This is a genomic window from Pseudomonas ogarae (genome assembly GCF_014268695.2).
GTDB classification, from domain to species: Bacteria; Pseudomonadota; Gammaproteobacteria; order Pseudomonadales; family Pseudomonadaceae; genus Aquipseudomonas; species Aquipseudomonas kilonensis.
On record NZ_CP077086.1, the window covers coordinates 3,251,395 to 3,276,189 of the forward strand.

The 24,795-nt window shown below is 58.9% G+C and carries 25 protein-coding genes and 2 pseudogenes; 17 read left to right on the forward strand and 10 right to left on the reverse strand.

Features of this window, described 5'->3' with window-relative positions:
* Positions 1 to 111: 111 nt before the first annotated feature.
* The gene (gene argC, locus HU749_RS14160; RefSeq protein WP_095962228.1) at positions 112 to 1,041 is read left to right on the forward strand and encodes an N-acetyl-gamma-glutamyl-phosphate reductase; all 930 of its coding nucleotides are present in this window, start codon (positions 112 to 114) and stop codon (positions 1,039 to 1,041) included.
* A 28-nt stretch (positions 1,042 to 1,069) separates the two neighbouring features.
* On the opposite strand, the gene HU749_RS14165 is transcribed toward argC, so the two are convergent.
* Complete coding sequence (locus HU749_RS14165) at positions 1,070 to 1,861, reverse strand: response regulator transcription factor (RefSeq protein WP_095962227.1); 792 nt, start codon at positions 1,859 to 1,861, stop codon at positions 1,070 to 1,072.
* 138 nt (positions 1,862 to 1,999) lie between these two features.
* On the opposite strand from HU749_RS14165, the gene HU749_RS14170 reads away from it, so the two are divergent.
* From HU749_RS14170 to HU749_RS14180, 4 genes and pseudogenes are all read left to right on the forward strand, one after another.
* Complete coding sequence (locus HU749_RS14170; protein ID WP_186650730.1) at positions 2,000 to 3,103, forward strand: polyamine ABC transporter substrate-binding protein; 1,104 nt, start codon at positions 2,000 to 2,002, stop codon at positions 3,101 to 3,103.
* A 92-nt stretch (positions 3,104 to 3,195) separates the two neighbouring features.
* The gene (gene tssI, locus HU749_RS14175; protein ID WP_186650728.1) at positions 3,196 to 4,524 is read left to right on the forward strand and encodes a type VI secretion system tip protein TssI/VgrG; all 1,329 of its coding nucleotides are present in this window, start codon (positions 3,196 to 3,198) and stop codon (positions 4,522 to 4,524) included.
* Positions 4,525 to 4,603: 79 nt separating this feature from the next.
* Positions 4,604 to 4,696: pseudogene (locus HU749_RS29480) on the forward strand (cysteine hydrolase); the annotation flags it as partial.
* A gap of 109 nt (positions 4,697 to 4,805) precedes the next feature.
* Complete coding sequence (locus HU749_RS14180; protein ID WP_186650726.1) at positions 4,806 to 5,756, forward strand: AraC family transcriptional regulator; 951 nt, start codon at positions 4,806 to 4,808, stop codon at positions 5,754 to 5,756.
* Positions 5,757 to 5,763: 7 nt separating this feature from the next.
* On the opposite strand, the gene HU749_RS14185 is transcribed toward HU749_RS14180, so the two are convergent.
* Positions 5,764 to 6,249 (reverse strand): helix-turn-helix transcriptional regulator, encoded by a 486-nt coding sequence (locus HU749_RS14185; RefSeq protein WP_186650724.1) that lies wholly within the window; start codon positions 6,247 to 6,249, stop codon positions 5,764 to 5,766.
* Between the two features lie 156 nt (positions 6,250 to 6,405).
* Here HU749_RS14185 and HU749_RS14190 point away from each other — a divergent pair, with 156 nt between their 5' ends.
* Both HU749_RS14190 and HU749_RS14195 read left to right on the forward strand, forming a co-directional pair.
* Entirely contained in the window at positions 6,406 to 7,230 is an 825-nt protein-coding gene (locus HU749_RS14190; RefSeq protein ID WP_186650722.1) for an alpha/beta fold hydrolase, read from the forward strand.
* A 57-nt stretch (positions 7,231 to 7,287) separates the two neighbouring features.
* Positions 7,288 to 8,322, forward strand: coding sequence for an aldo/keto reductase (locus HU749_RS14195; protein WP_046062275.1), 1,035 nt, complete (start codon positions 7,288 to 7,290; stop codon positions 8,320 to 8,322).
* Between the two features lie 37 nt (positions 8,323 to 8,359).
* On the opposite strand, the gene HU749_RS14200 is transcribed toward HU749_RS14195, so the two are convergent.
* Positions 8,360 to 9,256 carry a LysR family transcriptional regulator gene (locus HU749_RS14200; RefSeq protein WP_041475961.1) on the reverse strand — a complete coding sequence of 299 codons (897 nt, stop codon included), beginning with the start codon at positions 9,254 to 9,256 and terminating at the stop codon, positions 8,360 to 8,362.
* A gap of 162 nt (positions 9,257 to 9,418) precedes the next feature.
* On the opposite strand from HU749_RS14200, the gene HU749_RS14205 reads away from it, so the two are divergent.
* From HU749_RS14205 to HU749_RS14215, 3 genes are all read left to right on the forward strand, one after another.
* Entirely contained in the window at positions 9,419 to 10,057 is a 639-nt protein-coding gene (locus tag HU749_RS14205) for a hydrolase (protein ID WP_046062277.1), read from the forward strand.
* Between the two features lie 121 nt (positions 10,058 to 10,178).
* Positions 10,179 to 10,721 carry a dihydrofolate reductase family protein gene (locus HU749_RS14210; RefSeq protein WP_095974405.1) on the forward strand — a complete coding sequence of 181 codons (543 nt, stop codon included), beginning with the start codon at positions 10,179 to 10,181 and terminating at the stop codon, positions 10,719 to 10,721.
* A gap of 76 nt (positions 10,722 to 10,797) precedes the next feature.
* Complete coding sequence (locus HU749_RS14215; protein ID WP_186650720.1) at positions 10,798 to 11,517, forward strand: class I SAM-dependent methyltransferase; 720 nt, start codon at positions 10,798 to 10,800, stop codon at positions 11,515 to 11,517.
* Between the two features lie 9 nt (positions 11,518 to 11,526).
* Here HU749_RS14215 and HU749_RS14220 read toward each other — a convergent pair whose 3' ends face one another.
* The gene (locus HU749_RS14220) at positions 11,527 to 13,293 is read right to left on the reverse strand and encodes a S8/S53 family peptidase (RefSeq protein WP_186650717.1); all 1,767 of its coding nucleotides are present in this window, start codon (positions 13,291 to 13,293) and stop codon (positions 11,527 to 11,529) included.
* A gap of 170 nt (positions 13,294 to 13,463) precedes the next feature.
* On the opposite strand from HU749_RS14220, the pseudogene HU749_RS29240 reads away from it, so the two are divergent.
* Positions 13,464 to 13,547: pseudogene (locus tag HU749_RS29240) on the forward strand (NIPSNAP family protein); the annotation flags it as partial.
* Between the two features lie 5 nt (positions 13,548 to 13,552).
* Positions 13,553 to 14,179 (forward strand): DUF998 domain-containing protein, encoded by a 627-nt coding sequence (locus tag HU749_RS14225; RefSeq protein WP_186650715.1) that lies wholly within the window; start codon positions 13,553 to 13,555, stop codon positions 14,177 to 14,179.
* Between the two features lie 54 nt (positions 14,180 to 14,233).
* Here HU749_RS14225 and HU749_RS14230 read toward each other — a convergent pair whose 3' ends face one another.
* The 4 genes from HU749_RS14230 to HU749_RS14245 form a co-directional block, all read right to left on the reverse strand.
* Positions 14,234 to 14,395: a DUF2986 domain-containing protein gene (locus HU749_RS14230; protein WP_014338599.1), complete on the reverse strand. Its 162-nt coding sequence runs from the start codon at positions 14,393 to 14,395 to the stop codon at positions 14,234 to 14,236.
* 35 nt (positions 14,396 to 14,430) lie between these two features.
* On the reverse strand, positions 14,431 to 15,369 hold the full coding sequence (locus HU749_RS14235) for a hypothetical protein (protein ID WP_095962218.1): 939 nt from the start codon (positions 15,367 to 15,369) through the stop codon (positions 14,431 to 14,433).
* A gap of 266 nt (positions 15,370 to 15,635) precedes the next feature.
* Positions 15,636 to 16,664: an alpha/beta hydrolase gene (locus tag HU749_RS14240; RefSeq protein ID WP_046062285.1), complete on the reverse strand. Its 1,029-nt coding sequence runs from the start codon at positions 16,662 to 16,664 to the stop codon at positions 15,636 to 15,638.
* Between the two features lie 25 nt (positions 16,665 to 16,689).
* On the reverse strand, positions 16,690 to 17,136 hold the full coding sequence (locus HU749_RS14245; protein ID WP_046062286.1) for a cyclophilin-like fold protein: 447 nt from the start codon (positions 17,134 to 17,136) through the stop codon (positions 16,690 to 16,692).
* 125 nt (positions 17,137 to 17,261) lie between these two features.
* Here HU749_RS14245 and HU749_RS14250 point away from each other — a divergent pair, with 125 nt between their 5' ends.
* The 5 genes from HU749_RS14250 (at position 17,262) to HU749_RS14270 (ending at position 23,512) form a co-directional block, all read left to right on the forward strand.
* Entirely contained in the window at positions 17,262 to 18,155 is an 894-nt protein-coding gene (locus tag HU749_RS14250) for a LysR family transcriptional regulator (protein ID WP_186650713.1), read from the forward strand.
* A 230-nt stretch (positions 18,156 to 18,385) separates the two neighbouring features.
* Positions 18,386 to 18,868 carry a formate dehydrogenase subunit gamma gene (locus tag HU749_RS14255; protein WP_003201284.1) on the forward strand — a complete coding sequence of 161 codons (483 nt, stop codon included), beginning with the start codon at positions 18,386 to 18,388 and terminating at the stop codon, positions 18,866 to 18,868.
* Complete coding sequence (locus HU749_RS14260) at positions 18,862 to 20,421, forward strand: formate dehydrogenase beta subunit (RefSeq protein WP_186650711.1); 1,560 nt, start codon at positions 18,862 to 18,864, stop codon at positions 20,419 to 20,421. The genes HU749_RS14255 and HU749_RS14260 overlap by 7 nt, the downstream gene beginning before the upstream one ends.
* On the forward strand, positions 20,418 to 23,294 hold the full coding sequence (fdhF, locus tag HU749_RS14265) for a formate dehydrogenase subunit alpha (RefSeq protein ID WP_186650709.1): 2,877 nt from the start codon (positions 20,418 to 20,420) through the stop codon (positions 23,292 to 23,294). Before HU749_RS14260 ends, fdhF begins: the two co-directional genes overlap by 4 nt.
* Positions 23,291 to 23,512 (forward strand): formate dehydrogenase subunit delta, encoded by a 222-nt coding sequence (locus HU749_RS14270; RefSeq protein ID WP_046062291.1) that lies wholly within the window; start codon positions 23,291 to 23,293, stop codon positions 23,510 to 23,512. Before fdhF ends, HU749_RS14270 begins: the two co-directional genes overlap by 4 nt.
* Positions 23,513 to 23,600: 88 nt before the next feature.
* On the opposite strand, the gene HU749_RS14275 is transcribed toward HU749_RS14270, so the two are convergent.
* Positions 23,601 to 24,131 carry an AidA/PixA family protein gene (locus HU749_RS14275; RefSeq protein WP_018602248.1) on the reverse strand — a complete coding sequence of 177 codons (531 nt, stop codon included), beginning with the start codon at positions 24,129 to 24,131 and terminating at the stop codon, positions 23,601 to 23,603.
* 308 nt (positions 24,132 to 24,439) lie between these two features.
* Positions 24,440 to 24,751: an isochorismate lyase gene (locus HU749_RS14280; RefSeq protein ID WP_041475969.1), complete on the reverse strand. Its 312-nt coding sequence runs from the start codon at positions 24,749 to 24,751 to the stop codon at positions 24,440 to 24,442.
* Positions 24,752 to 24,795: the final 44 nt, after the last annotated feature.

Consider the following 24,795-nt stretch of genomic DNA (forward strand, 5'->3'; position numbering starts at 1 on the left):
GGATTTCCTTGTTCAGAAAAACTGAATTTCATCGTTTATAAATTCAACTTTTCCTATCTTAGAGCGTCGCTGAAGATTGGGCTCCTGATTTCCAATGTCCGAGAGCATTCCATGGCAAGTCCCCTTGTATTCATCGATGGCGACCAAGGCACCACCGGGCTGCAAATCCATCAACGTCTGCGCGAGCGCAGCGATCTGCGGCTTTTCACACTCAGCCCCGAACATCGCAAGGATCCGCAACGTCGCGCCGAAGCCATCAACCACTGCGACATCGCTATTCTCTGCTTGCCCGACCAAGCCGCCCGCGACGCTGTAGCGACCATCGAAAACCCAGCCGTTCGGGTGATCGATGCGAGTTCGGCGCACCGCACCCATCCAGACTGGACCTATGGTTTCGCAGAGATGAATCCGCAACAGGCCCAACGCATCGCCGCTGCGCGGCGGGTCAGTAATCCCGGTTGCTACCCAACGGGGGCGATCGGGTTGCTGCGCCCATTGCTGGAGGCCGGATTGGTGCCCAGGGATTACCCGATGAGCATTCATGCCGTGTCGGGTTATTCCGGAAAAGGACGCGTTGGCGTGCAGGAGCATGAGGGAGCAGGCGCAGCACAGGCGTCGGCGTTTCAGGTTTATGGGCTGGGGCTGGCACACAAGCATATTCCGGAGATTCAGCAGCAAAGTGGCCTGACGGAGCGGCCGATGTTTGTGCCGGCCTATGGCGCTTTTCGGCAGGGGATCGTGCTGACCATACCCTTGCAAACCCGGTTGTTGGCGCCAGGCGTGAGCGCGGTGCAGTTGCATGCCTGTCTGATGCAGCACTACGCCGATGCGAGCCATGTACAGGTGATGTCGATGCAGGAAGCTAAGGAGTTGACGTCCCTTGATCCTCAAGCGCTTAACGGAACTGATGATTTGCGCTTATCAGTGTTTGAGAATGATGAGACCGGGCAGGTTTTGCTGGCTGCGGTGTTTGACAATCTTGGGAAGGGCGCCGCTGGCGCGGCGGTACAGAATCTGGACTTGATGCTTGCAGGCGCATGACCGCGCAAATCAGCCCGCTGCCCTGACTTCAATGGGTAGCGGGAACATTTTGTTTTGGCATGAAAAATCGAGCAAACAGCTCAGATTGCGACTTGATGTTTAGTTTTGCGTAAATGTTGCGGCGGTGAACTTTTATGGTCTCCGCCGAGAGGGACAGCTTTCCGGCTATTTCTTTATTGGAGAAGCCGCTGAGTAATAAACGGAGTACGTCACTCTCGCGTGCTGTTATTTGTGTGCCAAGCTGATTGACCGTTTCCGGCCACAGAGGCGGCTCAGTCAGGGTTTTATCTACGTCAGTTTCAAAAACCATGCGCTGATGCATCAATGCGGTTACCCACGGTTTGATGATGTCAAGCATGGTTATTTGTTCCTGGCTAAAGCGGACTTTGCTGCCAATGGAAATGCACAATGTTCTATTGGTGTCGAGCTGGACATTGTACTGTGCCTCATCCATGGAGATGTATTGTGCAAAATACTTGTGGTAGTACTCGGTTTCAAGAAAGTACTCGGGTGCAATATCCAATAGATGAAAGAAGCCGCTCTGTGGGGTTTCTCGATTAGCTATATAAAATGGATCAAGTAGATAAAGCCCCTTCACGTAACGATGAGTGAATGCGTCGACTTCTTCCGCGTCTGCTACCTCAGGAAGACTGACGACCTGTACGTGTTGATCGCTGAAAATCAATACAACCCAATTATCGATTTGCACGTACTCATTTAACGTGCGAACAAGTGAACTCCAGAAGTCTGGACGGTTCAACTGCATGATCAGCTTTCCAATCGATCGATGCCAAGCCAGGCTGTGAAGGTCAAACGGCATTTTCTACCCCTTTAGGGTTAGGGATTGGCAGGTCAAGGGTAAGTATTCGTAGGTATTTACTATTCGGTAGCACCCGGTATATTCGCTGCCAGGGTTTACGATAGCCATGAGGGCATATCGTCTTGACAAGGATGTTGCATGAGAAAGTCACATTTGCGAACCATTTTTTCGGCCTCGCTTCTCTGTGCCGGGATAAGCACATCAGTAGCGGCTGTAGAGCCCGGGATGTATCTGTATAACTGGTTCGGGTTGCTTGCGCCGGAGACGCCAAAGGAGTTTGAACAGGAAACTGGTACGAGCGTGCATATGGATGCGTTCGACAGCGCTGAAATCATGCAGAGCAAGGTCATGGCCGGGCGCACCGGGTATGACGTGGTTGTGGCCACCTCCAATGTGTTGCCCAGCCTGATCCAGGCGGGAGTCCTTCAGCCGTTGGATCGTAATCAGCTGAGTAACTTTTCACATATCGATCCCGATATCTTGTCCCAACTCGCGGTCAATGACCCTGGTAATCGCTACGCTGTGCCCTATTTATGGGGCACTACCGGCATTGGTTATGACGTTGACAAAGTCAGGGGTGCGCTGGGTGATAATGCTCCGGTGAATAGCTGGGACTTGATCTTCAAAGAAGAAAACATTAGTAAGCTCCAGTCGTGTGGTGTGGCAATGCTTGACTCTCCAAGTGAGATCATTTCCATTGCGTTGAATTACCTTGGACTCCCTAGCAACAGTAAGAACCCGGAGGATTACCAGAAAGCTCAGGCCTTGCTGTTAAAAATCCGTCCTTATGTCCTCTATTTCGACTCATCCAGAATCGACGCCGACCTGGCTGACGGCAATATTTGTGCAGTTGTGGGCTGGGCTAATGGTGCCCTTGCTGCACAGGCCATCAACGAGAAGGCCAACACGGGGCGCAAGATTGCCTACAGTCTGCCTCGCGAAGGAGCGCTGTCCTGGTCGGAGAATCTGGTCCTGTTAAAAGATGCTCCCCATCCCAAAGAAGGTATGGCGTTCATTAATTATATGATGCGACCAGAAGTTATTGCCAAGACCTCAAATCACACGCTATACCCAAACGCCAATAAAGATGCCGCTGAGTTTGTCGAGCAGAGGCTGCGAGACAATCCCTGGATTTATCCAGACAAAAAGACGATCGCTACACTTATTCCACTTGAGCCACTGCCATTGAAACTGGAGCGGATCCGCACGCGGATCTGGACCAAAGTGAAGAGTGGTGTGTGATCTGACTTGATTTGTCGCCTGCTGCTCGATGCAAGCCTTTATTTCATACATGGGCGTGGGGCGAGCAGCAGGTTTTAAAAAGAGAACAGCGGATGTTCAGCCCAGCCAATCAAACGCACTTCAGTTTGACAATCGACGGTTGTGAGCACGATTTTCAAGTGCTCGCATTCACCGGAGAAGAGGCAATCAGCAGGCCTTATCTCTTCAACGTGGCGTTTGTTAGCGAGCGGTCTGACCTGGATCTGGACGCGCTCTTCGACACAGAGGCTTTTCTGGCTTTGGACACGAAGGGCAACGGCATTCATGGGCGGGTCTATCACATCGCTCAAAGCAGTCATGGCCAGCGTCTGACGCACTACAGCCTGGCCCTCGTACCGCACCTGTCCTACTTGCGCCACCGCATCAACCGGAGGATCTATCAACAGTTCTCGGTGCCGAAAATCGTCGCCTTGATACTGGAAGAACACGGCATTCTGGGCGACGCCTATCGGTTTCATCTGGGGTCGACCTACCCCGAGCGTGACTGCTGTACCCAGTACGACGAAACAGATTTGCACTTCATTCAGCGTTTGTGCGAGGAGGAGGGTATCCACTTTCACTTCCAACACAGTGCTCAAGGCCATGTGCTGGTCTTTGGTGATGATCAGGCGGTTTTCCCCAGGATGGAGTACCCGACTGCTTATGGACAAGCGTGCGACAGGGTGACCAACGAGCCACTGATCAAGCGCATCAACCTGCGCCTGGGACAGCTAACCAGTCGTATCTCGCATCGCAACTATGATGTGGAGCAACAGCAGGACATTGAAAAAGATCACCGGCCGGAGCGTTTCACCGGTCATGAGCACGGCAAGCAGATACGTCTTCGGACTATGGAGCGCCGCCATGCGGCCTATCGGCAAGCTGAGGGGCAGAGTGACCAGACTCGGTTACTCAGTGGCCATGTGCTGGAAATCTCAGGCCATCCGCGCCAGGAGTGGAACGCTCCATGGCTACTGACTCAGGTCATCCACGAAGGCCGGCAACCACAGGTATTGAGTGAGGACGTCGCCGGTGGCAGCACTGACAGCGAGGATGACTTCCATCAGGGTTACCGCAACCGCTTTATCGTTCTTCCATGGAATGTGCCCTATCGTCCGCCGTTGGCTCACAAGAAACCTCAGGTGCCAAGCAAGCAGGCTGCTGTAGTCGTCGCTTTAGAAGACGAGGGGATCCAGAGTGATCGGCGCTTTGGAAGGATCAAGGTCAAGTTCCCCTGGGACCGCGAAGATCGATTTGACGACAAGAGTCGTTGTTGGCTGAAGGGGGGCGTCGATTGGCGTTGTGAAATTGGGCCGCCCCGGACGGGCATGGAAGTCGTGGTCACATTTCTCGAAAACGACCCTGATCAGCCGGTGGTCAGTGGGTGCCTGTGTTGCCGCTAGGTGGGCCTGCCGCCGCTTTCCTTCGGCATGTGGTCAAGCGAGATCCACGCACCCTTCAAGAACCAGCGCGCGTGGACCGGTGCCCGCTGCTCAAGTGCATGCAGCCTTCATGGCCGCACTCGCTTTTGGTTATGCACCTGTCATTTCCACGGACGAATACCTGGCAGGTTGATAGCAGATGGCCGGCGACAGTCGTCCATTTGCCTATCGAATTCGTGAGCTATGCTGATTTGCCAGTTCCGATCTGGCAAGGAGGCTGCCAAGGCATTGAGGTTCATTCAATGGTCCAATTGGTGTGTTCTGAATTCGATGAATTCGAAGAGGCCCTGTATGGCGTGCAGGGGCGCTATGTCCTTCACGCCAGGCAACAGCGCGACTGGCAACTCAACGTTGTCGACTTGAACGGTGTGGCGCTGATGAGTGGTCGCGAAGGCGCCGCAACGGTGTACACCGGCGTTGGTCTGCCAGGTTATTTCAATATTTTCGTGCCCCTGACAGGGCACGACACCACGGTGGTCGATGGTCATGCGTTCAACCGACGACGAATCGGCTGGATGGTGCCTAACGCCATGTTCCACATCGATGCGAAACGTCCCGCCAGTTGGCTGACCGTCGCCATGTCCTGCGAACTGGTGCTGCGCTGGGCGGCGGTCCGCGATGACGAGTTCGACTTTTCCGTGCTCCATCGCAACATGGTCAGCAACGCCCATCGCAATATCGCTCCGCTGATCTGGCTGGCTCGCCGTCTGTTCCACATCGAAACCCATACACCCGAAGTGCTGCATACCGAGAGCGCCGAGCATGACGCGCGCATGGAGGTGATGGATGTGGTATTCCGCCTGTTGCTGCCAATCGATCCATTACACGCCGGGGCCCGGCAGAGTCGAGACCACAGGGAAATACTCCAGCGGGCCCTGGAGTTGCTCGAGGTGCTGGACATCCAGCCGGTGTACACCGAAGACATTTGTCATGCGACCTGTGCCTCCGAACGTACGGTACGCAATGTCTTCAATGAGTACCTGGGCATGAGCCCGCATCGCTATCTGATGGTGCGTCGACTACACGCCATTCGTTTCGCGATTCGCCACGCAGGGCCTGGCGACACGATTACCAGTATTTGTTCACGCTTTGGTGTCTGGGACTTTGGCCGACTCGCCGGTCAATATCGTCAGCATTTCGGGATGCTCCCGGCACAATCCCTGAGGTCCGTGAAAGCACTTGCGCATCGCTAGGCACTGTTCAAGGTGGCATCCGCATAAGGGTCTGGCTGGGGTATTCGCCGAACAGCGTTTGGTAATCGGACGCCATTCGGCCGCCGTCGGAAAAGCCGAAGCGCAAGGCTATGGCGCTGACTGACTCGGTGTTGGCACTGGCGATCGACAACGCGGCCCGGACCAGATGCAGCCGGCGAACATGCAGGTAGCGATTGGGTCCCATGCCGAATACTTCCTTGAAAATGGAGCGCAGGGTGCGCTCACTGATACCGGCATGGCGACACAGTTCCGACAGACGAATCGGTCGCTCTTCATGGGCTTGCAGCAGCGTCAGCACCCTGGCGACGTTTGCCTGGTGTTTTGTGCCCTGCCACCCGCCTTGCGGTTTTGCCCGGGAGGGGGATTGCCTACCCGTGACGTGAGCTTTTTCCATTTCAACTTGCCATTCTACTCGGCTCAGGTTGTAGAAGTGTCGCTGGAATCCCTGCACCGCACTACGTAAAACAGGCAAACACACTCATTGCATGAATCGGTAGAACTTCATCTCCAAATTGCCGTTTTTACGTAGCTCTTGCGCTTTTGCGCAGGGATCATCGGCTGCAGTCAAGGGGCTGCTCAGGCGTCTGGAACCAATGCCCCTCAAAACCACCACGGAGTGCACAAAACCATGAGCACCTTCACTACCAAAGATGGCGTGGAAATCTACTTCAAGGATTGGGGCAAGGGGCCGGTTGTGGTGTTCAGCCATGGCTGGCCACTGGACGCGGACAGTTGGGAATCGCAGATGTATCACCTGGCCGCCAACGGTTTTCGTTGCATCGCCCATGACCGCCGTGGCCATGGCCGCTCCAGCCAACCCTGGGACGGCAATGACATGGACCACTACGCCGACGACCTGGCGCAGTTGCTCGACCACTTGGATGTGAGGGACGCCACGCTGTTCGGATTCTCTACGGGTGGCGGTGAAGTGGCGAGGTACATTGGTCGTCATGGTACCAAGCGCGTGAAAAAGGCCGGTCTCATTTCCGCCGTGCCACCGTTGATGGTCAAGACCGAAGCCAACCCCGGAGGGCTGCCCGTCAAGGTCTTCGATGACATCCGTGGCGGGCTCCTGGCCAACCGTTCGCAGTTGTTCATCGATATCCCCAGCGGTCCGTTCTTTGGCTACAACCGCCCAGGCGCTAAACCGTCACAAGGGGTGATCGACGCTTGGTGGATGCAAGGCATGCTGGGTGGCCACAAGAACACCTACGACAGCATCAAGGCATTCTCGGAAACCGACTTCACCGAGGACCTCAAGAAGTTCGACGTGCCAACGCTGATCATTCACGGTGACGATGATCAGATCGTGCCTATCGATGCAGCGGGCCGAGCTTCGGCCGAGCTGATCAAGGACAGCAAGCTGATCGTCTACGAGGGGGCACCCCATGGTATTACCGATACCCATAAGGAAAGGCTCAATGCTGACCTTCTGGCGTTCGTGAGGTCCTGAGAACCCGTCACCGGACCGGCGCGTCGACTTTGCGACGCGCCTGATGAGGAGGTCGCCATGCGTTATCGCATTTTTGGAAATACCGGCCTGCGGGTTTCTTCGCTCGCGCTGGGCACTGGCAACTTCGGTAAAGGATGGGGCTACGGATCCGACCTGGACGAGGCCCGTAAAATCTACGACGGTTACCGTGCAGCGGGGGGCAATTTCATCGATACGGCCGATCAGTATCAATTTGGCCAATCGGAATCAATTCTCGGCGATTTCATGGCCACCGAGCGCGATGAAGTGGTGCTGGCGACCAAATTCTCGCTCGGTGACTCACCCGGTGCCGGCGTCCTGCGCTCCGGCAATAGCCGCAAAGCCATGCTCAGCTCGGTGGAAGCCAGCCTCAAGCGGCTCAAGACGGATCACATTGATCTTTTGTGGGTGCATATGCCTGATGGCGTAACGCCTATCGACGAGATTGTCCGGGGGCTGGACGACCTGATCCGCTCTGGCAAAGTGCTCTATAGCGGACTGTCCAACTTCCCGGCTTGGCGTGTGGCAACGGCAGCCACCTTGGCCGAGCTTCGTGGTTGGTCGGCTATCTCGGGGGTGCAATTGGAGCACAGCCTGGTGGAGCGCTCGGCCGAACGTGAACTTCTGCCCATGGCGGCGGCATTCAATCTGGGAACAGTCGGATGGTCGCCGCTGGGAGGCGGTCTGCTGACCGGTAAATACCGTAAAGGGGAAACTGGTCGTGCGCAGGGTTTGGGGGCCGTCATCCATGACGAGAACAGCGAGCGCAAGACCTCGACGGTGGATGCCGTGTTAGCGATCGCCGAAGAAACCGGCCACACACCGGGCCAGATCGCGATCGCCTGGGTGCTGGCCAAGGGAACACTGCCCATCATCGGTCCACGCACGCCGGAGCAGATGGCCGATAACCTGGCGTCAGCAGACGTTCACTTGACGGCGGATCAACTGGCACAGCTGGACGCTGCCAGCGCAATCACCCTTGGCTTTCCACACGACATGGTGGCTGCTTCAGCGCCCTCGCTTGCCGGAGGCCAGGCAGACCTCATTGATGCAACGAACCGGGTTGTTCGATGAGTCGAGTCACGACGAGCATTGTGGTCGCAGTCATGCCTCAGACCGGCGGCAGCGCCGCAAGGTGTGGAGAGTCGCCGAAGTACTCGATCAGGAGTTCGGTGAGGACCCGTATCTTGCGTGCGGGATGCTGGCCTGGCGGGCGGATGATATAGGCACCTGCCGGGGGCGGTGGATGACGCGGCATGATCGGTACGAGTGCCCCCGAAATGATGTGTTCGTGGGTAAGGCAATCGGGCAGGTACGCGATCCCGAGTCCGGCAGTTGCAGCGGCGACTAGAGCGATGCCGTTGTCGGCCTTGAAGCGCCCCCGCGGACGGACCGTGATGATCTTGTCGCCATCCATGAATTGCCAGGCTTCGGTGCCTTGCATGAGGGCCTCATGGGCGGCGAGTTCCTCGGGCGACTCAGGTGACCCATGCGCTTTCACATAGTCCGGACTCGCGACGAGCTGCGTGTAAGTCGGGCCGATGCGCCTTGCGATCAAGTTGGAGTCCTGAAGGTAGCCAACCCGTATCGCACAATCGTAACCCTCCGTGATGAGGTCAACGAAACGATCGCTGTAGCAGGTCTGGATATGAAGCTGGGGGTGGCGTCGTGCCATTTCCGCGAGCACGGGCGCGAAATGCGTCGGGCCGAAAGAGAGTGGTACGGCGACTCGCAAACGGCCACGAAGGGCTCCGGCGGGGAGGATCGTTTCCTTGGCTATGTCGATCTCGGCGCAGACTCTGGCGGCATAGTCGCGGAACGTAGCCCCGGCTTCTGTGAGCGCCGCCCCGCGTGTGGATCGTGCAAGCAACTGGACGCCAAGTTCCGTTTCAAGTCGAACGAGCCGGCGACTGACGATCGATTTGGAAACGCCGAGCCGAAGCGCAGCAGGTGAAATGCCCCCCGCATCAGCCACTTCGACGAAGGTCTGCAGCTCTTCAATGTCCATCCAGCGTTCCCCATTTTGCGACACAGTTCGCCGCGCAATGCTACTACTGCACCGAATAGGGGAACAGCACAATGCTGCTTCCGGGCAACGTCGCCGCTGGTGCATGTCTCCCGGAAAATCATTTCTCCCACAAGCGTGGATTACCCATAAAAGGATTTGCCAATGGCAAGCGAGAATATCCGCAACCCGCAGACCGACCAACTCCTGTCCCCCGAGAACTCGGCACTGATCATCATCGACTACCAGCCGATCCAGGTCTCCTCGATTCGCTCGATGTCTCGTGATGAGCTCGTCTTCAACATAACGAGCGTCGCCAAGGCGGCGGTCAATTACAATCTTCCGATTATTCACTCGACCGTCAACGTCGCGACCGGCCGCAACAAGCCGCCGATCCAGGAGCTGCAGGACGTGCTCGGCCATCTACCAACCTATGACCGCACCTCGATCAACAGCTGGGAAGACACAGAGTTCAAGCAGGCGGTCAAAGCGATCGGCCGCAGGAAGCTCATCATGACTGCGCTCTGGACCGAAGCATGCCTGACGTTCCCGGTCCTCGACGCGATTCAGGAAGGTTATGACGTCTATGTGCCGGTCGATGCGGTCGGCGGCACGTCACTGGCCGCGCACGAGGCGGCGTTGCGCCGAATGGAACAGGCGGGCGCGAAGCTCATCAGCCGCGTGCAGATGTACTGCGAACTCCAGCGCGACTGGGCGCGAGCGTTGACCGTTCCCGGCTTCATGGGTGTCTTCGATAACTTCGATGGTTTCAACGCCGAAAAGGCCCATGGAGGCACGCGCTAAGAACGCCTGACTGATACGTGATGAAGGTGGCGTTCGCGAATGCGGCCGCTACTTTCATTTCCATAATCGGCGTTGATGGTCTTGTATTGGTGCTCAAGCAAAACAACAAGGAACCCCCAAAATGCCCACCGCCCACGTCTTCATCGCCACCAGCCTGGATGGCTTCATCTCCCGACCCGATGGTGACATCGACTGGCTTCTACAGCGCGACGACCCCTCCGAGGACCACGGTTATTCAGCCTTCATCGCCGACAAGGACGTGATCGTGATGGGGCGCGGGAGCTATGAAAAGGTGCGGACCTTCGACACCTGGTTCTACGATCGGCCCGTGATAGTGCTGTCCGAACAGTTAGCCGATTCGCCGGTGCCTGAGGCGTTGAAGGGCAAGCTGCGTTTCTCCAATCTGGCACCCAGGGATCTGATGGCGGAGCTGGAGAGCCAAGGCGTGCAGCGCGTCTATGTGGATGGCGGGCGGGTGGTGCAGTCGTTCCTGCGCGATGGGTTGGTCGCCGATATGGTGATCACCACCGTTCCCGTGTTGATCGGCTCGGGGCGGCCGTTGTTCGGCGGGCTTGAGCGGGATGTGGCTTTGAAACTGGTATCCAGCCGCAGCTTTCCTTCGGGGCTCGTGCAATCCACCTACCGAACAACCGGTGGGGCTTGACAGCCATGGGATACTGAAAGCGTCGCCACATCCATCGCGGCCTCATCCCGTCACGACGCAAAGGAAGGTGCTCTCCATGCGCAATGAAGAACTCAAGGCCTTATTCGACCAGCAGGCCGCCGGCTACGATAAGCAATGGGCGGGAATGGCGCCCATTCGTGACGCCCTGTACACCCTGCTTGACGCGGTGTTCGCTGACTTACCGGAACATGCCCGGATACTCTGTGTCGGCGTGGGCACCGGTGCGGAACTGGCCCACCTGGCCAAGCAGAACCCCGGCTGGCATTTCACCGCCGTTGACCCCTCGGACGCCATGCTCGATATCTGCCGGCAGAAAGCGGTACAAGAAGGCTTCCTCTCGCGTTGCAGCTTTCACCAAGGTTACCTCGACGCGCTGCCTGCCGAGCCTGACCACGACGGTGCTACCTGCTTTCTGGTGTCTCAGTTTTTGCTCGAGCCACAAGCCCGTATAGCTTTTTTCCACGAGATCGCCCGCCGGCTCAAGCCGGGTGGAATACTGGCAAACGCCGACCTCGCCGCTGACACCGAATCACCTGCCTATGAGGCACTACTGCGCAACTGGATGACGCTGATGTCCTCTGCAGGCGTACAGCCGGAAATGCTGGCAAGAGCTCGTGCCGCCTACGCCCGAGACGTGGCTATCCTGCCGACGCAGCAGGTCGCCGGTCTCATCGAGACCGCTGGGTTCGAGGCGCCGGTACAGTTCTACCAGGCGGGGCTGATGCATGGCTGGTTTTGCCCGCGCAAGGCGGGCATCGTCTTGAGTGAGACGTGACCTTGACTTTCAACGCACGCGGTCGCGGCTTTGTGCGGCCAGGTCCAGTGCCTTTTGCATGTCCAGTCGCGCCGAGCGACCGACGTCTTTGTCGTCGAGCTGATAGCGGCGCTCCGACGGCAGGATGGGCGCAGTGAGGTCCTCGGCGTCCATCTGTTCGAAGTCGTGGTTGTCGCCGATGGTCATGGCGCTGCGGCGTAGCAGCATGCGCAGTTGTTCGGGGTGGAGTTGCGGATTGATGGACAGCATCGCCGCCAGCAGGCCCGCGACCATGGGCGTTGCGTAGGACGTGCCGCAATGCACTGCGCCTTGCTGGCCGGCGTTGGCCGTCGAGGCATGCGCGCATGCGGCGGCGGTGATGTCGACGCGCATGTCGATGTTCGAGGAACTGCGCTTGACCGCATAGGCCGGGTCGTCGACGGCGACCCCGGTGCGCTCGCTGCGCTGGTGCCCGCCGACCACCAGCAATTGTTCGGTGATGAAGGAGGAGGGCAGGCGGTATTCGTCGCTGCCCGAGAACGAAGCGCCATTGCCGGCGGAGTTCACCACGATCACGTCGGGATGTTCCTTGCGCAGCCAGAGGAAAAACTCCTCCAGCAACTCCTCGTACCCGCCCATGGCGATGCCCGAGCGCAGCAGCGAATCGACGTCATCGCCTTTGACGTCTTTGGCGCCGACGCGGTGGATGCCCCAGCTCCAGTTGAGTACGCGTACACCGTCCTCCACGAGATTGACCGAGGCGGCGATATTGGCGGTGATCCCGGCATCGGAATTACGCTCGACGATGACCTCGAAGCCACCGCTGGTCTTGTCCAGCCCGCGGAGGAAACCAGTGTTGCCGCTGTCGTCCCAGCGCGCGGCGAGGATGCCGGCGACGGTCGTGCCATGGTTGTCCGGTTTGTCTGCATCGCGGGCGTAGACGCAGGTACGCGGCGGTGAGCAGGCGCCGAGGTAGTCGGCGAAATCCGTCGTGTCGAAATCCACATCACGCTCGATCAGGCCGATGCGCACCGGTTGCGGCTGGACGGGCGGCTGTCGCCCGGGGAGGCGGCCCTGATAGTAGTTCACCGCGTCGAGAAAGCGGTTCGCGGCCCACTCATCGGAGTCCAGGGCTGGCTTCTTCGGTTCTTCGGGATGGACTGCGGCTTGCTCGGTTTCTTCGGCCGAGGACTCCTCGATCACCACGGCGTCCACGCTGGTCTCGCTGCCCAGGCGCAGCACCAGGGCGTCGCGCTGCACCAAGTCCTTGGCCGGCAGGCGAAGTTGGTACAGGTTCAGCGGCGCAATGCTGCCGACCACCGTTGCCCCGTACTTGCGGGCCAGGCGCTCGGCTTCCTGGCGGCCATCACGGTCTTCCTCGATCAGTACGCTGACCAGGTCGACGTAGGTGGTCAGGCCATCCATGTTCTTCGCCACTTCGTCCGGCCCGGCGGCCAGTACGTGACTGTTGCGCAGGCTCAGCCAGGCGGCATTGCTGGCGCGCGGGCCGTCCTGCAGCCAGAGCGGGCCGCTCTGGTAATTGGCGCTGTCCAGGCGCACGCGCAGGTTTTTCCCTTCGCGCTGGAGAGTGTCTGCGGGTATGACCTGTGCGCCCAGGTTCAACTGCGGTGTTGCCTCACCCAACCCGCGTACGGTCAGGCACCAGTCCTGGTGCTGGGTTTCCAGCAGGTCGCCGCAGCGTTTCAGGCTTTCCAGGCGCAGCGGTTCAGGCGCCGCCGTTGCTGTGCCTGCAGCGAAAGTGAGCAATGTGGCGAGGGCAGCAGATCGTAGGGGCATGAGCCAGGTTTCTTTGCCGAGGGTCCTGTTGCTCCGACTGTTGCGTTGCTCGCTTCGTTCAGCGGGATAACGCTACCCAGCGATGACGCCTCTTTGTTCAGAAGCTATCAAGGCCACTTCAGTCGCACTCTGTGTAGAATTGGTTTTTTAGTTTTCAAAGGATTGAGCCTGTGATCACCTGCCATGTCCGGTACGTTATCGACCCCTACCAGATCCCTGCTTTCGAGAGCTACTCGCGCCAATGGATGAGTGTCACCGCATGAAAACCATTGATCGCGCTTTGCTAGGCTGCGGAATATTGATTCCATTCTGGCTGTTTTTGGGAGTCACACTGACTGCGCGGGCCTATCCAGGCTACAGCCATCTGGATCAAGCCATGAGCCAACTAGGCGCCGCGGGAGCGCCAACCCACAGCATCTCTGCCTGGGTGAACAATTTTCCGCTGGGTGTGATGTTCGTGCTCTTCGCAATAGGTGTAGCGAGACGGTTCAAGGCATCGCGGATGGCCTTGCTTAGCGCGGTACTGATTTTCGTCCATGGTTTGGCAAGCTTCGCGACCGGCTATTTTTCCTGCGACCAAGGTTGTGCGCCGGTTCAACCGTCGGTCTCGCAGCAGAGCCACAATCTTGCGGGGCTGGTGATGTTCATCTCGCTCACTCTGGCGGGAGCGCTGTGGGCTTTCCTTGGCAGGTCGCTGCTGTCGTCGCCCAGGTTCGTCATGTTCTCGGCGATTTGCGTAGTCCTGGCCATCGTGACCGTTGTGCTGATGGCGACGGCATTGGCCGACGGCCACTGGTTCGGCCTGTACCAGCGGCTCAATTACGGGGTTTCGGTGGCCTGGGCTGCGTCGTTGGCCGTCGTTGCCCTGCAGGATCCCTTGAGATAAGCAGCGAGGCGTGGCGGTTCTGGCGCAGCGCTTCAGAGGGGGCGGTGATGTGGGTCAGCTTTGCGTGGGTGTGATGGGGGCGTCACTGGATTCGGCTTCCAGTTTCAATCGGTCGGCTTTGCTGATGTATTGATTCTTGTTTTTGGGAGCCAGCTTGGCACTGGCTTTCTTGGCGTTAGCCTTCAATAACTGGTTTATTTTCTTGCGGCGATTCATGTCGTTCTGCTCAGCGTGTCAATGTTCGGATGGTATCAGCTTTCCGTTTTCTCAGGATTTTTCCTGACTTTGGCAATGGGCTTCACACGGCGCTCGACAATGATCGAGTCATTCGGGATCTCCAACCGGATCGCCGTTCCCTCGGAGTGCATTTCAATGAGCGTCGAGATGCCAACACCTCGGAAAATCACCGTCGCATTTTCAAATCTTTTGTAGTCCTCCAGCGGTGAGTCCTTGGGGGTTGGCAACAGGTTGGCGTAAGGCGGTTTCACCAGAATCGTTGCCCTTTCTATACGTATTTGCGCGAAGCTCATGGCCGCTTGCAGCAAGTCTGAAGTCACGCCCCCCATGAGAAGGGGCGTCAGGAGGATGACGCTGACGATCACGGCGCGGGTTTTTTTCAAGGGTTTCATTTCGGCGTGCGGATCCTGGTCATGATGCTCGGGATCAACAATTTCGGGTGCCGATGGCTGCGCTGCTTTTATTTTCTTGTTTTGTTCCAGATAGGCTGAATAAACGATGTACTGAAAAATAGGCAGAAGGATGAGCTGAATATGTTCCAAAGGGCTTTTGTGGGTGAGGAAGTAAATGGTCACTGCGCCGCATATTCCAAAAAACACCGAGAGGAAGGTTATTTTGGGTCGTTTGAATTCCAGTATGGGTTTTTTGTCGGTGATTTTTCCATGTAGCCAGACGAAGCTTCTAAGCACCGGTATGAACAACGGCGAAAGTAATATCCCTACAGCCGTGACGGAGACTGAAAAGAAAACACAAACCAGCCCAAAGCAAAACGCCGTGACCAGAAATAGCAAACTGTCTCCAACGGATACGCCTTGTGGGAAATGACCGTTGCTCAATAAATAACTGACGATGCATGTGCCGCCAATCAGTAATCCGATTTTTGCCGACAGAGAGAGTAGTTTTGTCGCGATCTCAATCTGTTTTTCGAGTCCAGTGGTTGCTTCCCGCATCATCAAATCCTCCTTGATATTACGCAAAGGATGGTCGTACCTGACTCATCTGTCTGTGGGGAGCATAGCGATGATTTTTGTTCCTTGTGGGGAGATGGCAGTCCTGTTTGGGAATCCAACGAACCATCCGCAAAGCGATTTGCAGCACAAACCGCCCCTGCGTGTGATAAACCGCTCAAAGGACAACGCCTGCTATCACATGCACTAGGCTGTTCGCCCAGGATAACCTGCGGGAGACGGAGGGCGAGGGGAATAACCCCGCCCCTTTGTCACCTCAGATTAGTCTGGAAGAAGCTCGTCAGCTTATCGAACGGAATGAGGTCGACCCGATCATAAAGATCGACATGGCCTGCTCCCGGTATGATGACAAGTTCCTTGGGCTGACCGGCGAGCTTGTAAGCCTCCTCGCTGAACTCCCTGGAGTGTGCATCGGCGCCAGCGATGAACAACATCGGATGAGGCGAAATGGTCTCGATGTCATTGAGCGGGTAGAAGTTCATGAACTTGATGTTGCTTGTCAGCGTCGGGTGCGTGGTCAGGTCTTTGGACGAGCTCGATGGCGTGAACTCACCGCGTGGGGTGCGGTAGAAGTCATAGAACTCACGTTGGATAGGATGAGTATTGTCATCCAACTGGTGCACCGTACCGCTGGTGTAAAGCGTTTCACCGCCCGCGAACTCCACACTACGCTGCTGAGTGGCTTGGGCGATGATAGCCCGGCGCTGTTCAAGCGTTTGGGAGTGCTTCAATCCATTGCGATTGACGCCGCCCATGTCATACATGCTCACGGTAGCGATGGCTTTCATGCGCGGGTCAATCTTGGCTGCACTGATCACGAAGCTGCCGCTGCCGCAAATGCCGATTGCGCCAATCCGCTCCCTGTCGACAAAAGGCTGGGCGCTGAGAAAGTCCACGGCGGCGCTGAAGTCCTCGGCGTAGATATCCGGCGAGACTGCATTGCGCGGCCGCCCCTCGCTTTCGCCCCAGAACGACAAGTCCAGGGAAAGGGTCACGAAGCCTCTTTCGGCCATTTTCGTGGCGTAAAGATTAGCGCTCTGTTCCTTCACTGCGCCCATCGGGTGGCCCACGACAATCGCCGGACTTCTGCTCTTGCCATTGAGTTTTTTCGGGATGAACAGGTTGCCTGCCACGTTCATTTGATATTGGTTCTTGAAATTGACCTTCTGTACGGTCACGTCGTCGCTGGTATAGAAGTTATCTGCGCCGTTGGACATATCGGCTCCTATTGCTGAGAGCGAACTGACAAGAAGGGTTAATAAAACGATGATCTTTTTCATTGGAAATCCTATCGATGCGGAGTAGTCAATTCTGGGAAAACGTCACTTGCACACCCCGCCGGCCCAGCACCTGAGCCAGTCTTGCGGGGTCGTTCACACGTCCCAAGCGTGTGTATGCGTAGGTTGAATCGAAGTTCGTATAGAAGACGACCAGGGTGTCCGGGCCGTACAGCATCAGATCGCCGTTGTGGATCGTTCCCGGCTTGCTCGCTTGGGTAGGTAGTGCTCGGGGGAGGGTGGCGTACTTTTCATTGCGGTTGAGATCATTCATGTCCAACGTCAGTGGCAATAACGCGACAAGCGCGCGGGCAGCTGTGTTGTCGGACAGGGTGATGGCGAAGCGTTGTTCCCCGACGGTCATCCACATGCCCGTGTTCTCCGTTAGCGAAGATGCCGATGCGGCTTCATTCATTGTCGAGTAGCTGCCAAGCACGAGCATCGAAGCCAGCAAACCAGGCCAGGTTGCCCTCATCGCAGTTCTGTTTTCATTCCTGTTCATGGGGAGCATGGTGAGCGACGGACAGTCACGCGACTAGCTAATGAATGCTTAACAAGGCTATAAGCAAGGCTAATCAATTGGTTTAGATGCGTCTCACCATGATCAAAAGAAATCTCAATGACCTGCTGTCTTTCGTCACGGTCGCGCGCGAAGGCAGCTTCACGCGCGCTGCCGGGGCATTGGGTGTCACACAATCTGCACTGAGCCAGGCCATCAATGGCCTGGAAGCACGCTTGCAGATCCGGTTACTGACGCGGACTACCCGCAGCGTTTCACCGACCGTCGCGGGCGAACGGCTGCTGCAAGCAATAGGCAATCGCTTCGATGAAATAGAAGCGGAGCTGGATATGCTGACGGAAATGCGCGACAAACCCGCGGGCACTGTACGCATCACCTGCGGCGATCATGTCTTGCGCACGACCTTGCTCCCCAAACTTACCGAGTTGCTGCACGACTACCCGGATGTAAACGTTGAGTTTGATGTGTGTTACGGCTTTCGAGACATCGTGGCGGATCGTTTTGATGCCGGCGTGCGCCTGGGCGATACCATCGACAAAGACATGGTTGCCGTTCCGATAGGCCCTCCATTGCGGATGGCTGCCGTCGCTTCGCAAGCGTATTTCGCTACCCACGCCATCCCCAGGGCCCCGCGCGATCTGATGACCCATCGCTGTATCAACCAGCGCATGCAGACATCAGGCGGGCTCTATGTCTGGGATTTCGAGCGGCGAGGCAAGCAGGTGAACGTGCGAGTTGACGGCCAGCTGATTTTCAACACGTCGACTCATATCGTGCAGGCCGCAGTGGCCGGGCTGGGCGTTGCGTACCTGCCAGAAGAAGAGTTTGAACCGTACCTGCAAGAAGGCCGGCTGGTGCGCGTGCTGGAAGATTGGTGTCCGCCGTTTTCAGGCTACTATCTGTACTACCCCAGCCGACGACAGCCTTCGCCTGCATTTACACTGGTTGCCAATGCATTGCGCAAAACCATCTAGGAAAGTAGTCGCTTTCAGAACACGTTTCGTCGTCCATGTGCAATCGCCAACCCCCGGGAGTGGCAAGCTGTGAGGATGCCCCGGATCAGGTGCGCCAAAGACACTTGGCCGGAGAGCGAGAATGGCGATCGGATGTGCCACGCTACCGTGACGTGGGCCGGCCGCCGCAGCCAAGACTCCGGACGGCTGCCGCTATGCGGCGGTGGCGTTCGAGATGCCGAGGTACGTTTATGCCTGATGAGACGCTTCACCTGCCGTTGATCCACAGCGTGCTTGCGCGCGAAAAGGACACCCCCGGTGCCTTGCTGCCTATTCTCCATGCCATCCAGGCAGGCTGCGGGTATGTCCCCGACAGCGCCGTCCCGGAGATCGCCCACGCCCTCAACCTCAGCCAGGCTGAAGTGCGCGGGGTCATCAGCTTCTACCATGACTTCCGTACCACGCCACCCGCGCGCCATACCCTGCGCCTGTGCCGGGCCGAGTCCTGCAAGAGCATGGGCGCCGAGACCCTGGCTGCGCAGTTGCGCGAGCAATTGGCGCTGGACGATCACGGCACCAGCGCCGATGGAAGCATCAGCCTGCGGCCGGTCTATTGCCTGGGTGCCTGCGTCTGCTCGCCGGCCCTGGAGCTGGATGGGGAGTTGCATGCGCGGATCACGCCCGAGCGTCTGCGTCAGTTGGTCAATGACTGCATGGAGGAGGGCGCATGCTGACGCTCTGTATCCCCCGCGATTCGGTGGCCCGTGCCGTGGGTGCGGACAAGGTGGCCGATGCGTTGGCCCGTGAGGCTGAGCGTCGACAGCTGCCGTTGACGGTGTTGCGCACCAGTTCCCGTGGCCTCTATTGGCTGGAACCGCTGGTGGAGCTTGAAAGCGCCGGCGTCCGGTTGGGCTTTGGCCCTGTCACACCGGCCGATGTGCCGGGGCTGCTGGATGCGCTGGCAGGCGATCCCGGCAGCCATCCGCTGGCCCTGGGCCCGGTGGAGGACATTCCCTATCTCAAGAGCCAGCAGCGCCTGCTGTTCGCGCGCGCCGGCATCACGCAACCGCTGTCCCTGGACGACTACCGTGCCCGGGGCGGCTTCCTGGGTCTGGCCCGGTCCATCCAGATGGATGGCGCGGACGTGGTCGCCAGCGTGCTGGACTCCGGCCTGCGCGGTCGGGGCGGTGCGGCGTTTCCGGCGGGCATCAAGTGGCGCACGGTGCGCGATGCCGTGGGTGCGCAGAAGTATGTGGTGTGTAACGCCGATGAAGGCGACTCCGGCACTTTCGCCGACCGCATGTTGATGGAAGGCGACCCTTTCCTGCTGATCGAAGGCATGATCATCGCTGGCATCGCCGTGGGCGCGACGATGGGCTACATCTACGTGCGTTCGGAATACCCGGCCGCCATCAGTACGCTGAACGAAGCGCTGCGCATCGCTCGCGACGCCGGCTATCTGGGCGCGAACGTGAGCGGTAGCGGCTGCGCCTTCGACATCGAGGTTCGTGTCGGGGCCGGCGCCTATATCTGCGGCGAAGAAACCGCACTGCTGGAATCCCTCGAGGGCAAGCGCGGCACGGTTCGCGCCAAGCCGCCACTGCCGGCGATTCAAGGCCTGTTCGGGCTGCCGACGCTGGTGCACAACGTGGTGACCCTGGCCTCGGTGCCGATCATCCTGGAGAAGGGCGCGCAGTTCTATCGCGACTTCGGCATGGGCCGTTCCCTGGGCACGATGCCGTTCCAACTGGCCGGCAACGTCCGTCACGGCGGCCTGGTGGAACGCGCCTTCGGCCTGAGCCTGCGTGAACTGGTGGAAGGCTATGGCGGCGGTACTGCCAGCGGTCGGCCCCTGAAGGCCGCGCAAGTGGGCGGGCCGTTGGGCGCCTGGGTGCCGCCTGCGCAATTCGATACGCCGCTGGACTACGAGGCGTTCGCCGCCATGGGCGCGATGCTTGGCCACGGTGGCGTGGTGGTCGCCGACGACAGCCTGGACATGGCCCAGATGGCCCGGTTCGCCTTGCAGTTCTGCGCCGAGGAATCCTGCGGCAAGTGCACGCCGTGCCGGATCGGTTCCACCCGTGGGGTGGAAGTGGTGGATCGCTTGATCGCCAGCACCGAAGCCGGTGCTCGCGAGGAACAGGCCCTGCTGTTGCAGGACTTGTGCGACACCCTGCAATACGGTTCGCTCTGTGCCCTCGGTGGGATGACGTCCTACCCCGTCGCCAGTGCCCTCAAGTATTTCCCCGCCGACTTCGGTCTGGCGACCACGGAGGCCGACCAATGATCACTATCTTCGATCCCAGCAGCGATATCGACCTGGGCACCCCGGCGCGCGAAAGCGACGTGCAGGTCAGCCTGACCATCGATGGGCGCGAAATCAGCGTCGCCTCCGGCACCTCGGTCATGCGTGCCGCGGCCTTGCTCGGCACCACCATTCCCAAACTCTGCGCCACCGACAGCCTGGAAGCCTTCGGCTCCTGCCGCATGTGCCTGGTGGAAATCGACGGTATGCGCGGCTATCCCGCGTCCTGTACCACGCCGGTAACCGAAGGCATGGTTGTTCGCACGCAAACCTCCAAGCTCGCCACGCTGCGGCGCAACGTGATGGAGCTGTACATTTCCGACCACCCGCTGGACTGCCTGACATGCTCGGCCAATGGCAACTGCGAATTGCAGACCGTGGCGGGTCAGGTGGGCCTGCGCGAAGTGCGCTACGGCTACGAAGGCGCCAATCACCTGGATGAAGCCAAGGACGTTTCCAACCCGTATTTCGAGTACGACCCGAGCAAGTGCATCGTCTGCAACCGCTGCGTGCGTGCCTGCGAGGAAATCCAGGGCACCTTCGCCCTGACGATCACCGGACGCGGTTTTGACTCTCGAGTGGCGGCGGCCGGCGGTGACAACTTCCTCGATTCCGAATGCGTTTCCTGCGGCGCCTGCGTGCAGGCGTGCCCGACGGCGACACTGATCGACAAGAGCGTCGTGGAGATCGGTCAGCCGGAGCGCAGTGTCATTACCACTTGCGCCTACTGCGGCGTGGGTTGCTCGTTCCGCGCCGAGATGAAAGGCGAACAACTGGTGCGCATGGTCCCGGACAAGAACGGCCAGGCCAACCACGGTCACTCCTGCGTCAAGGGCCGCTTCGCCTGGGGCTACGCCACGCACCCGGACCGCATCACCAAGCCGATGATCCGCAAGCACATCGACGACCCGTGGCAGGAAGTCAGTTGGGACGAGGCGGTCACTTACGCCGCCAGCGAGTTGCGCCGGATCCAGCTCAAGTACGGGCGCGACTCCATCGGCGGCATCACCTCCAGCCGCTGCACCAACGAAGAAACCTACCTGGTGCAGAAACTGGTGCGCACCGCGTTCGGCAACAACAACGTCGACACCTGTGCCCGCGTCTGCCATTCGCCTACCGGTTACGGCCTCAAGCAGACCTTGGGCGAGTCCGCCGGCACCCAGAACTTCGACTCGGTGATGAAAGCCGACGTCATCCTGGTGATGGGCGCCAACCCGACTGACGCGCACCCGGTGTTCGGCTCCCAGCTCAAGCGTCGCCTGCGCCAGGGCGCACGGCTGATCGTCATCGACCCACGGCGCATCGACCTGGTGGATTCGCCTCACGCCCGTGCCGAGCTGCACTTGCAACTGCGTCCGGGCACCAACGTGGCAATGCTCAACGCGTTGGGCCATGTGATTGCCACCGAAGGCTTGATTGACCAGCCTTTTGTCGAGGCACGCTGCGAGGCGGCGGACTTCGCTCGCTGGCGCGATTTCGTCAGCCTGCCGGAAAACTCCCCCGAGGTGCTGGGCCCGGTGTGTGGCGTGCCTGCCGAGCAGATCCGCGCCGCCGCACGGCTCTACGCCACCGGCGGCAACGCGGCCATCTACTACGGCCTCGGTGTCACCGAGCACAGCCAGGGCAGCACCTCGGTCATGGGCATCGCCAACCTGGCCATGGCCACCGGCAACATCGGTCGTGAAGGTGTCGGGGTGAACCCGCTGCGTGGACAGAACAACGTCCAGGGCTCCTGCGACATGGGCTCGTTCCCCCACGAGCTGCCGGGCTATCGGCACATTTCCAACGAAACCGTACGCGCCCAGTTCGAACAGGCGTGGAACGTCACCCTGCAACCCGATCCGGGCCTGCGTATCCCGAACATGTTCGAGGCGGCCCTGGATGGCACCTTCAAGGCCCTTTATTGCCAAGGTGAGGACATCGCCCAGAGCGACCCCAACACCCAGCATGTGACGGCCGCGCTGTCCGCTTTGGAATGCGTGATCGTCCAGGACATCTTCCTCAACGAGACGGCCAAGTTCGCTCACGTGTTCCTGCCGGGCAGCTCGTTCCTGGAGAAGGACGGTACCTTCACCAACGCCGAACGCCGCATCTCCCGCGTTCGCAAGGTGATGGACCCGTTGGCCGGCAAGGCCGATTGGGAAGCCACCATCGCCCTGGCCGACGCCCTGGGCTACAAGATGCACTACAACCATCCTTCGGAAATCATGGATGAAATCGCCCGCCTGACGCCGACTTTCACCCGCGTCAGCTACGCCGAACTGGATCGTCATGGCAGCCTGCAATGGCCTTGTAACGATGCCGCACCGGACGGTACGCCGACCATGCACATCGACCAGTTCGTGCGCGGCAAGGGCCGTTTCATGCTCACCGGCTACGTGCCCACCGATGAGAAGGTCAACGGCCGCTACCCGCTGCTGCTGACCACCGGACGCATCCTCAGCCAGTACAACGTCGGCGCCCAGACCCGACGCACCGACAACGTGGCCTGGCACGAGGAGGACCGGTTGGAGATTCACCCAACCGACGCCGAGAACCGCGGGATCGTCGACGAAGACTGGGTGGGTATCGGCAGTCGTGCCGGGCAGACGGTACTGCGCGCGAAGGTGACCGAGCGGGTGGCACCGGGCGTGGTCTACACCACGTTCCACTTCCCTGAATCGGGTGCCAACGTGATCACCACCGACAACTCCGACTGGGCCACCAACTGCCCGGAATACAAGGTGACGGCGGTCGAGATCGTGCGGGTCAGCCAGCCTTCGGAATGGCAGAAGCGCTACCAGGCCTTCAGTGATGAACAAAGCCGCTTGCTCAGGGAACGTCGCCATGCCGAGAAAGCCGAGGTGCGTCGATGAGTTCTGACAGCCTGATCAAGATGGCCAACCAGATCGCCCAGTACTTCGCCAGCGAGCCGGATCACGCGGTGGCGGTGCGGGGCGTGTACCAGCACATCAAGAGCTTCTGGACGCCGACCATGTATCGCGACTTGATGGCCTGGCAAACGAAACATCCCGACGCTGTCCTGCACCCGTTGGTGTTGGAGGCATTGATGGAGTTTGAAAAAGCGGCTTAGGAAGGAAATGCTGTAGAACCTGCACACAGCCCCGGCCGGCGCCCTCGTCAACGACGAAGGGAACCGACCGGGGCTGTGTGCATTTCAGTTATTGATTATTGACGGTGATGTAGGGATCCCATGTGTTGTTCGGGCCGATCTGGTTCAGGTTACGGTCCAGCAGAACGAAGACGATTTGGTACCAGAGTTTTCCCGGGCTCAGCGCAGTGGACTGCCAGACGGTATAGGTCACATCGGTCTTGGCAATGCCTCCGGGGGCACCGTTGTCCAGATAGGGCACTGGAATGCCGGGGATATTGAAAGATTGCGGGGTCGAGATGGTGCCCTTGTAATCACCGCCCTGATGAGGGTCGCCGATCACGACGTTTTTGATCAATGCGATGCGGTCGAAGTTGCGCGACAGCGTGGTGGCGCGCCAGCGGATGATGTCGCCGGGTTTTACGTCGAACCACAACTCGTTACCGCCTTCGCCTTCGCCGCTGGAGATGTTGGCGTGGCTGTCGATGGCGCTGCGGGTCACCAGCATGGCAATCGCACCGCCTACGTCATTGGGGTGGGCGAGCAGGTAATCGGCGTCAACGTTGACGAGCACATCAATGGTTTGGGTCGCTCCAGACATGTTGTTGCTCCTTGAGGGTAATGACAGTGACGACCGCCCTTCAAAGGGTGTCCGGGCCACCCGGTCCCTGGGTGCGGTCTCGGGAGGAACGATAGGTGATGGCTTTGTAGTGTCAAATTTCGAATTCTTGACGCTGGCGAAACGGAGCGAAGCGCAGTACAACCAAGGCTTTGATTTACCTTTGCCCTGGTCGATCTCTTAATGGGCTTTTGGTTATTTTCCGAGGGCAACAGTGGACAAAGGCGCACAACCGTTATCGGTGACTGCTTCTGATCCTGCTGAGGATGGGAGCCATTGCCGACCGCGGTTCAGTTGTGGGACTGATTCGCCGTCCAGCGTTTCATTTCTTCGGCAATGAAGTGATGCACCAGGTCGCTGTACATCTTCTCGATGGCATCCGGGTTCAAGCCTTCGGCCTCGGCCCACACGCGTCGTGTCGCCAGCATGGCCTTGAAACGCTCCGGTGCCTGCACCGAGGCCGCCGAGGTCTTGAATTTAGAGGCCGCAAGCACGTATTGATAGCGCTTGCCCAGCAACGTGATGACCGCTTGGTCGAGGGCATCGATTTCGCGTCGGATGTCCTCCATGCCGGTACATTCCGAGGGTTGTAATGGGGCCATGCAGTGAGCTCCGCTTGTTGGATAAGACCGGCCCGGCGTGAGCC

Excerpts from the sequence above, each read along its gene's own strand:
- argC (WP_095962228.1), top strand. The coding sequence starts at position 112 with ATGGCAAGTCCCCTTGTATTCATCGATGGCGACCAAGGCACCACCGGG.
- HU749_RS14165 (WP_095962227.1), bottom strand. The coding sequence starts at position 1,861 with ATGCCGTTTGACCTTCACAGCCTGGCTTGGCATCGATCGATTGGAAAG.
- HU749_RS14170 (WP_186650730.1), top strand. The coding sequence starts at position 2,000 with ATGAGAAAGTCACATTTGCGAACCATTTTTTCGGCCTCGCTTCTCTGT.
- tssI (WP_186650728.1), top strand. The coding sequence starts at position 3,196 with ATGTTCAGCCCAGCCAATCAAACGCACTTCAGTTTGACAATCGACGGT.
- HU749_RS14180 (WP_186650726.1), top strand. The coding sequence starts at position 4,806 with ATGGTCCAATTGGTGTGTTCTGAATTCGATGAATTCGAAGAGGCCCTG.
- HU749_RS14190 (WP_186650722.1), top strand. The coding sequence starts at position 6,406 with ATGAGCACCTTCACTACCAAAGATGGCGTGGAAATCTACTTCAAGGAT.
- HU749_RS14195 (WP_046062275.1), top strand. The coding sequence starts at position 7,288 with ATGCGTTATCGCATTTTTGGAAATACCGGCCTGCGGGTTTCTTCGCTC.
- HU749_RS14200 (WP_041475961.1), bottom strand. The coding sequence starts at position 9,256 with ATGGACATTGAAGAGCTGCAGACCTTCGTCGAAGTGGCTGATGCGGGG.
- HU749_RS14205 (WP_046062277.1), top strand. The coding sequence starts at position 9,419 with ATGGCAAGCGAGAATATCCGCAACCCGCAGACCGACCAACTCCTGTCC.
- HU749_RS14210 (WP_095974405.1), top strand. The coding sequence starts at position 10,179 with ATGCCCACCGCCCACGTCTTCATCGCCACCAGCCTGGATGGCTTCATC.
- HU749_RS14215 (WP_186650720.1), top strand. The coding sequence starts at position 10,798 with ATGCGCAATGAAGAACTCAAGGCCTTATTCGACCAGCAGGCCGCCGGC.
- HU749_RS14220 (WP_186650717.1), bottom strand. The coding sequence starts at position 13,293 with ATGCCCCTACGATCTGCTGCCCTCGCCACATTGCTCACTTTCGCTGCA.
- HU749_RS14225 (WP_186650715.1), top strand. The coding sequence starts at position 13,553 with ATGAAAACCATTGATCGCGCTTTGCTAGGCTGCGGAATATTGATTCCA.
- HU749_RS14230 (WP_014338599.1), bottom strand. The coding sequence starts at position 14,395 with ATGAATCGCCGCAAGAAAATAAACCAGTTATTGAAGGCTAACGCCAAG.
- HU749_RS14235 (WP_095962218.1), bottom strand. The coding sequence starts at position 15,369 with ATGATGCGGGAAGCAACCACTGGACTCGAAAAACAGATTGAGATCGCG.
- HU749_RS14240 (WP_046062285.1), bottom strand. The coding sequence starts at position 16,664 with ATGAAAAAGATCATCGTTTTATTAACCCTTCTTGTCAGTTCGCTCTCA.
- HU749_RS14245 (WP_046062286.1), bottom strand. The coding sequence starts at position 17,136 with ATGAGGGCAACCTGGCCTGGTTTGCTGGCTTCGATGCTCGTGCTTGGC.
- HU749_RS14250 (WP_186650713.1), top strand. The coding sequence starts at position 17,262 with ATGATCAAAAGAAATCTCAATGACCTGCTGTCTTTCGTCACGGTCGCG.
- HU749_RS14255 (WP_003201284.1), top strand. The coding sequence starts at position 18,386 with ATGCCTGATGAGACGCTTCACCTGCCGTTGATCCACAGCGTGCTTGCG.
- HU749_RS14260 (WP_186650711.1), top strand. The coding sequence starts at position 18,862 with ATGCTGACGCTCTGTATCCCCCGCGATTCGGTGGCCCGTGCCGTGGGT.
- fdhF (WP_186650709.1), top strand. The coding sequence starts at position 20,418 with ATGATCACTATCTTCGATCCCAGCAGCGATATCGACCTGGGCACCCCG.
- HU749_RS14270 (WP_046062291.1), top strand. The coding sequence starts at position 23,291 with ATGAGTTCTGACAGCCTGATCAAGATGGCCAACCAGATCGCCCAGTAC.
- HU749_RS14275 (WP_018602248.1), bottom strand. The coding sequence starts at position 24,131 with ATGTCTGGAGCGACCCAAACCATTGATGTGCTCGTCAACGTTGACGCC.
- HU749_RS14280 (WP_041475969.1), bottom strand. The coding sequence starts at position 24,751 with ATGGCCCCATTACAACCCTCGGAATGTACCGGCATGGAGGACATCCGA.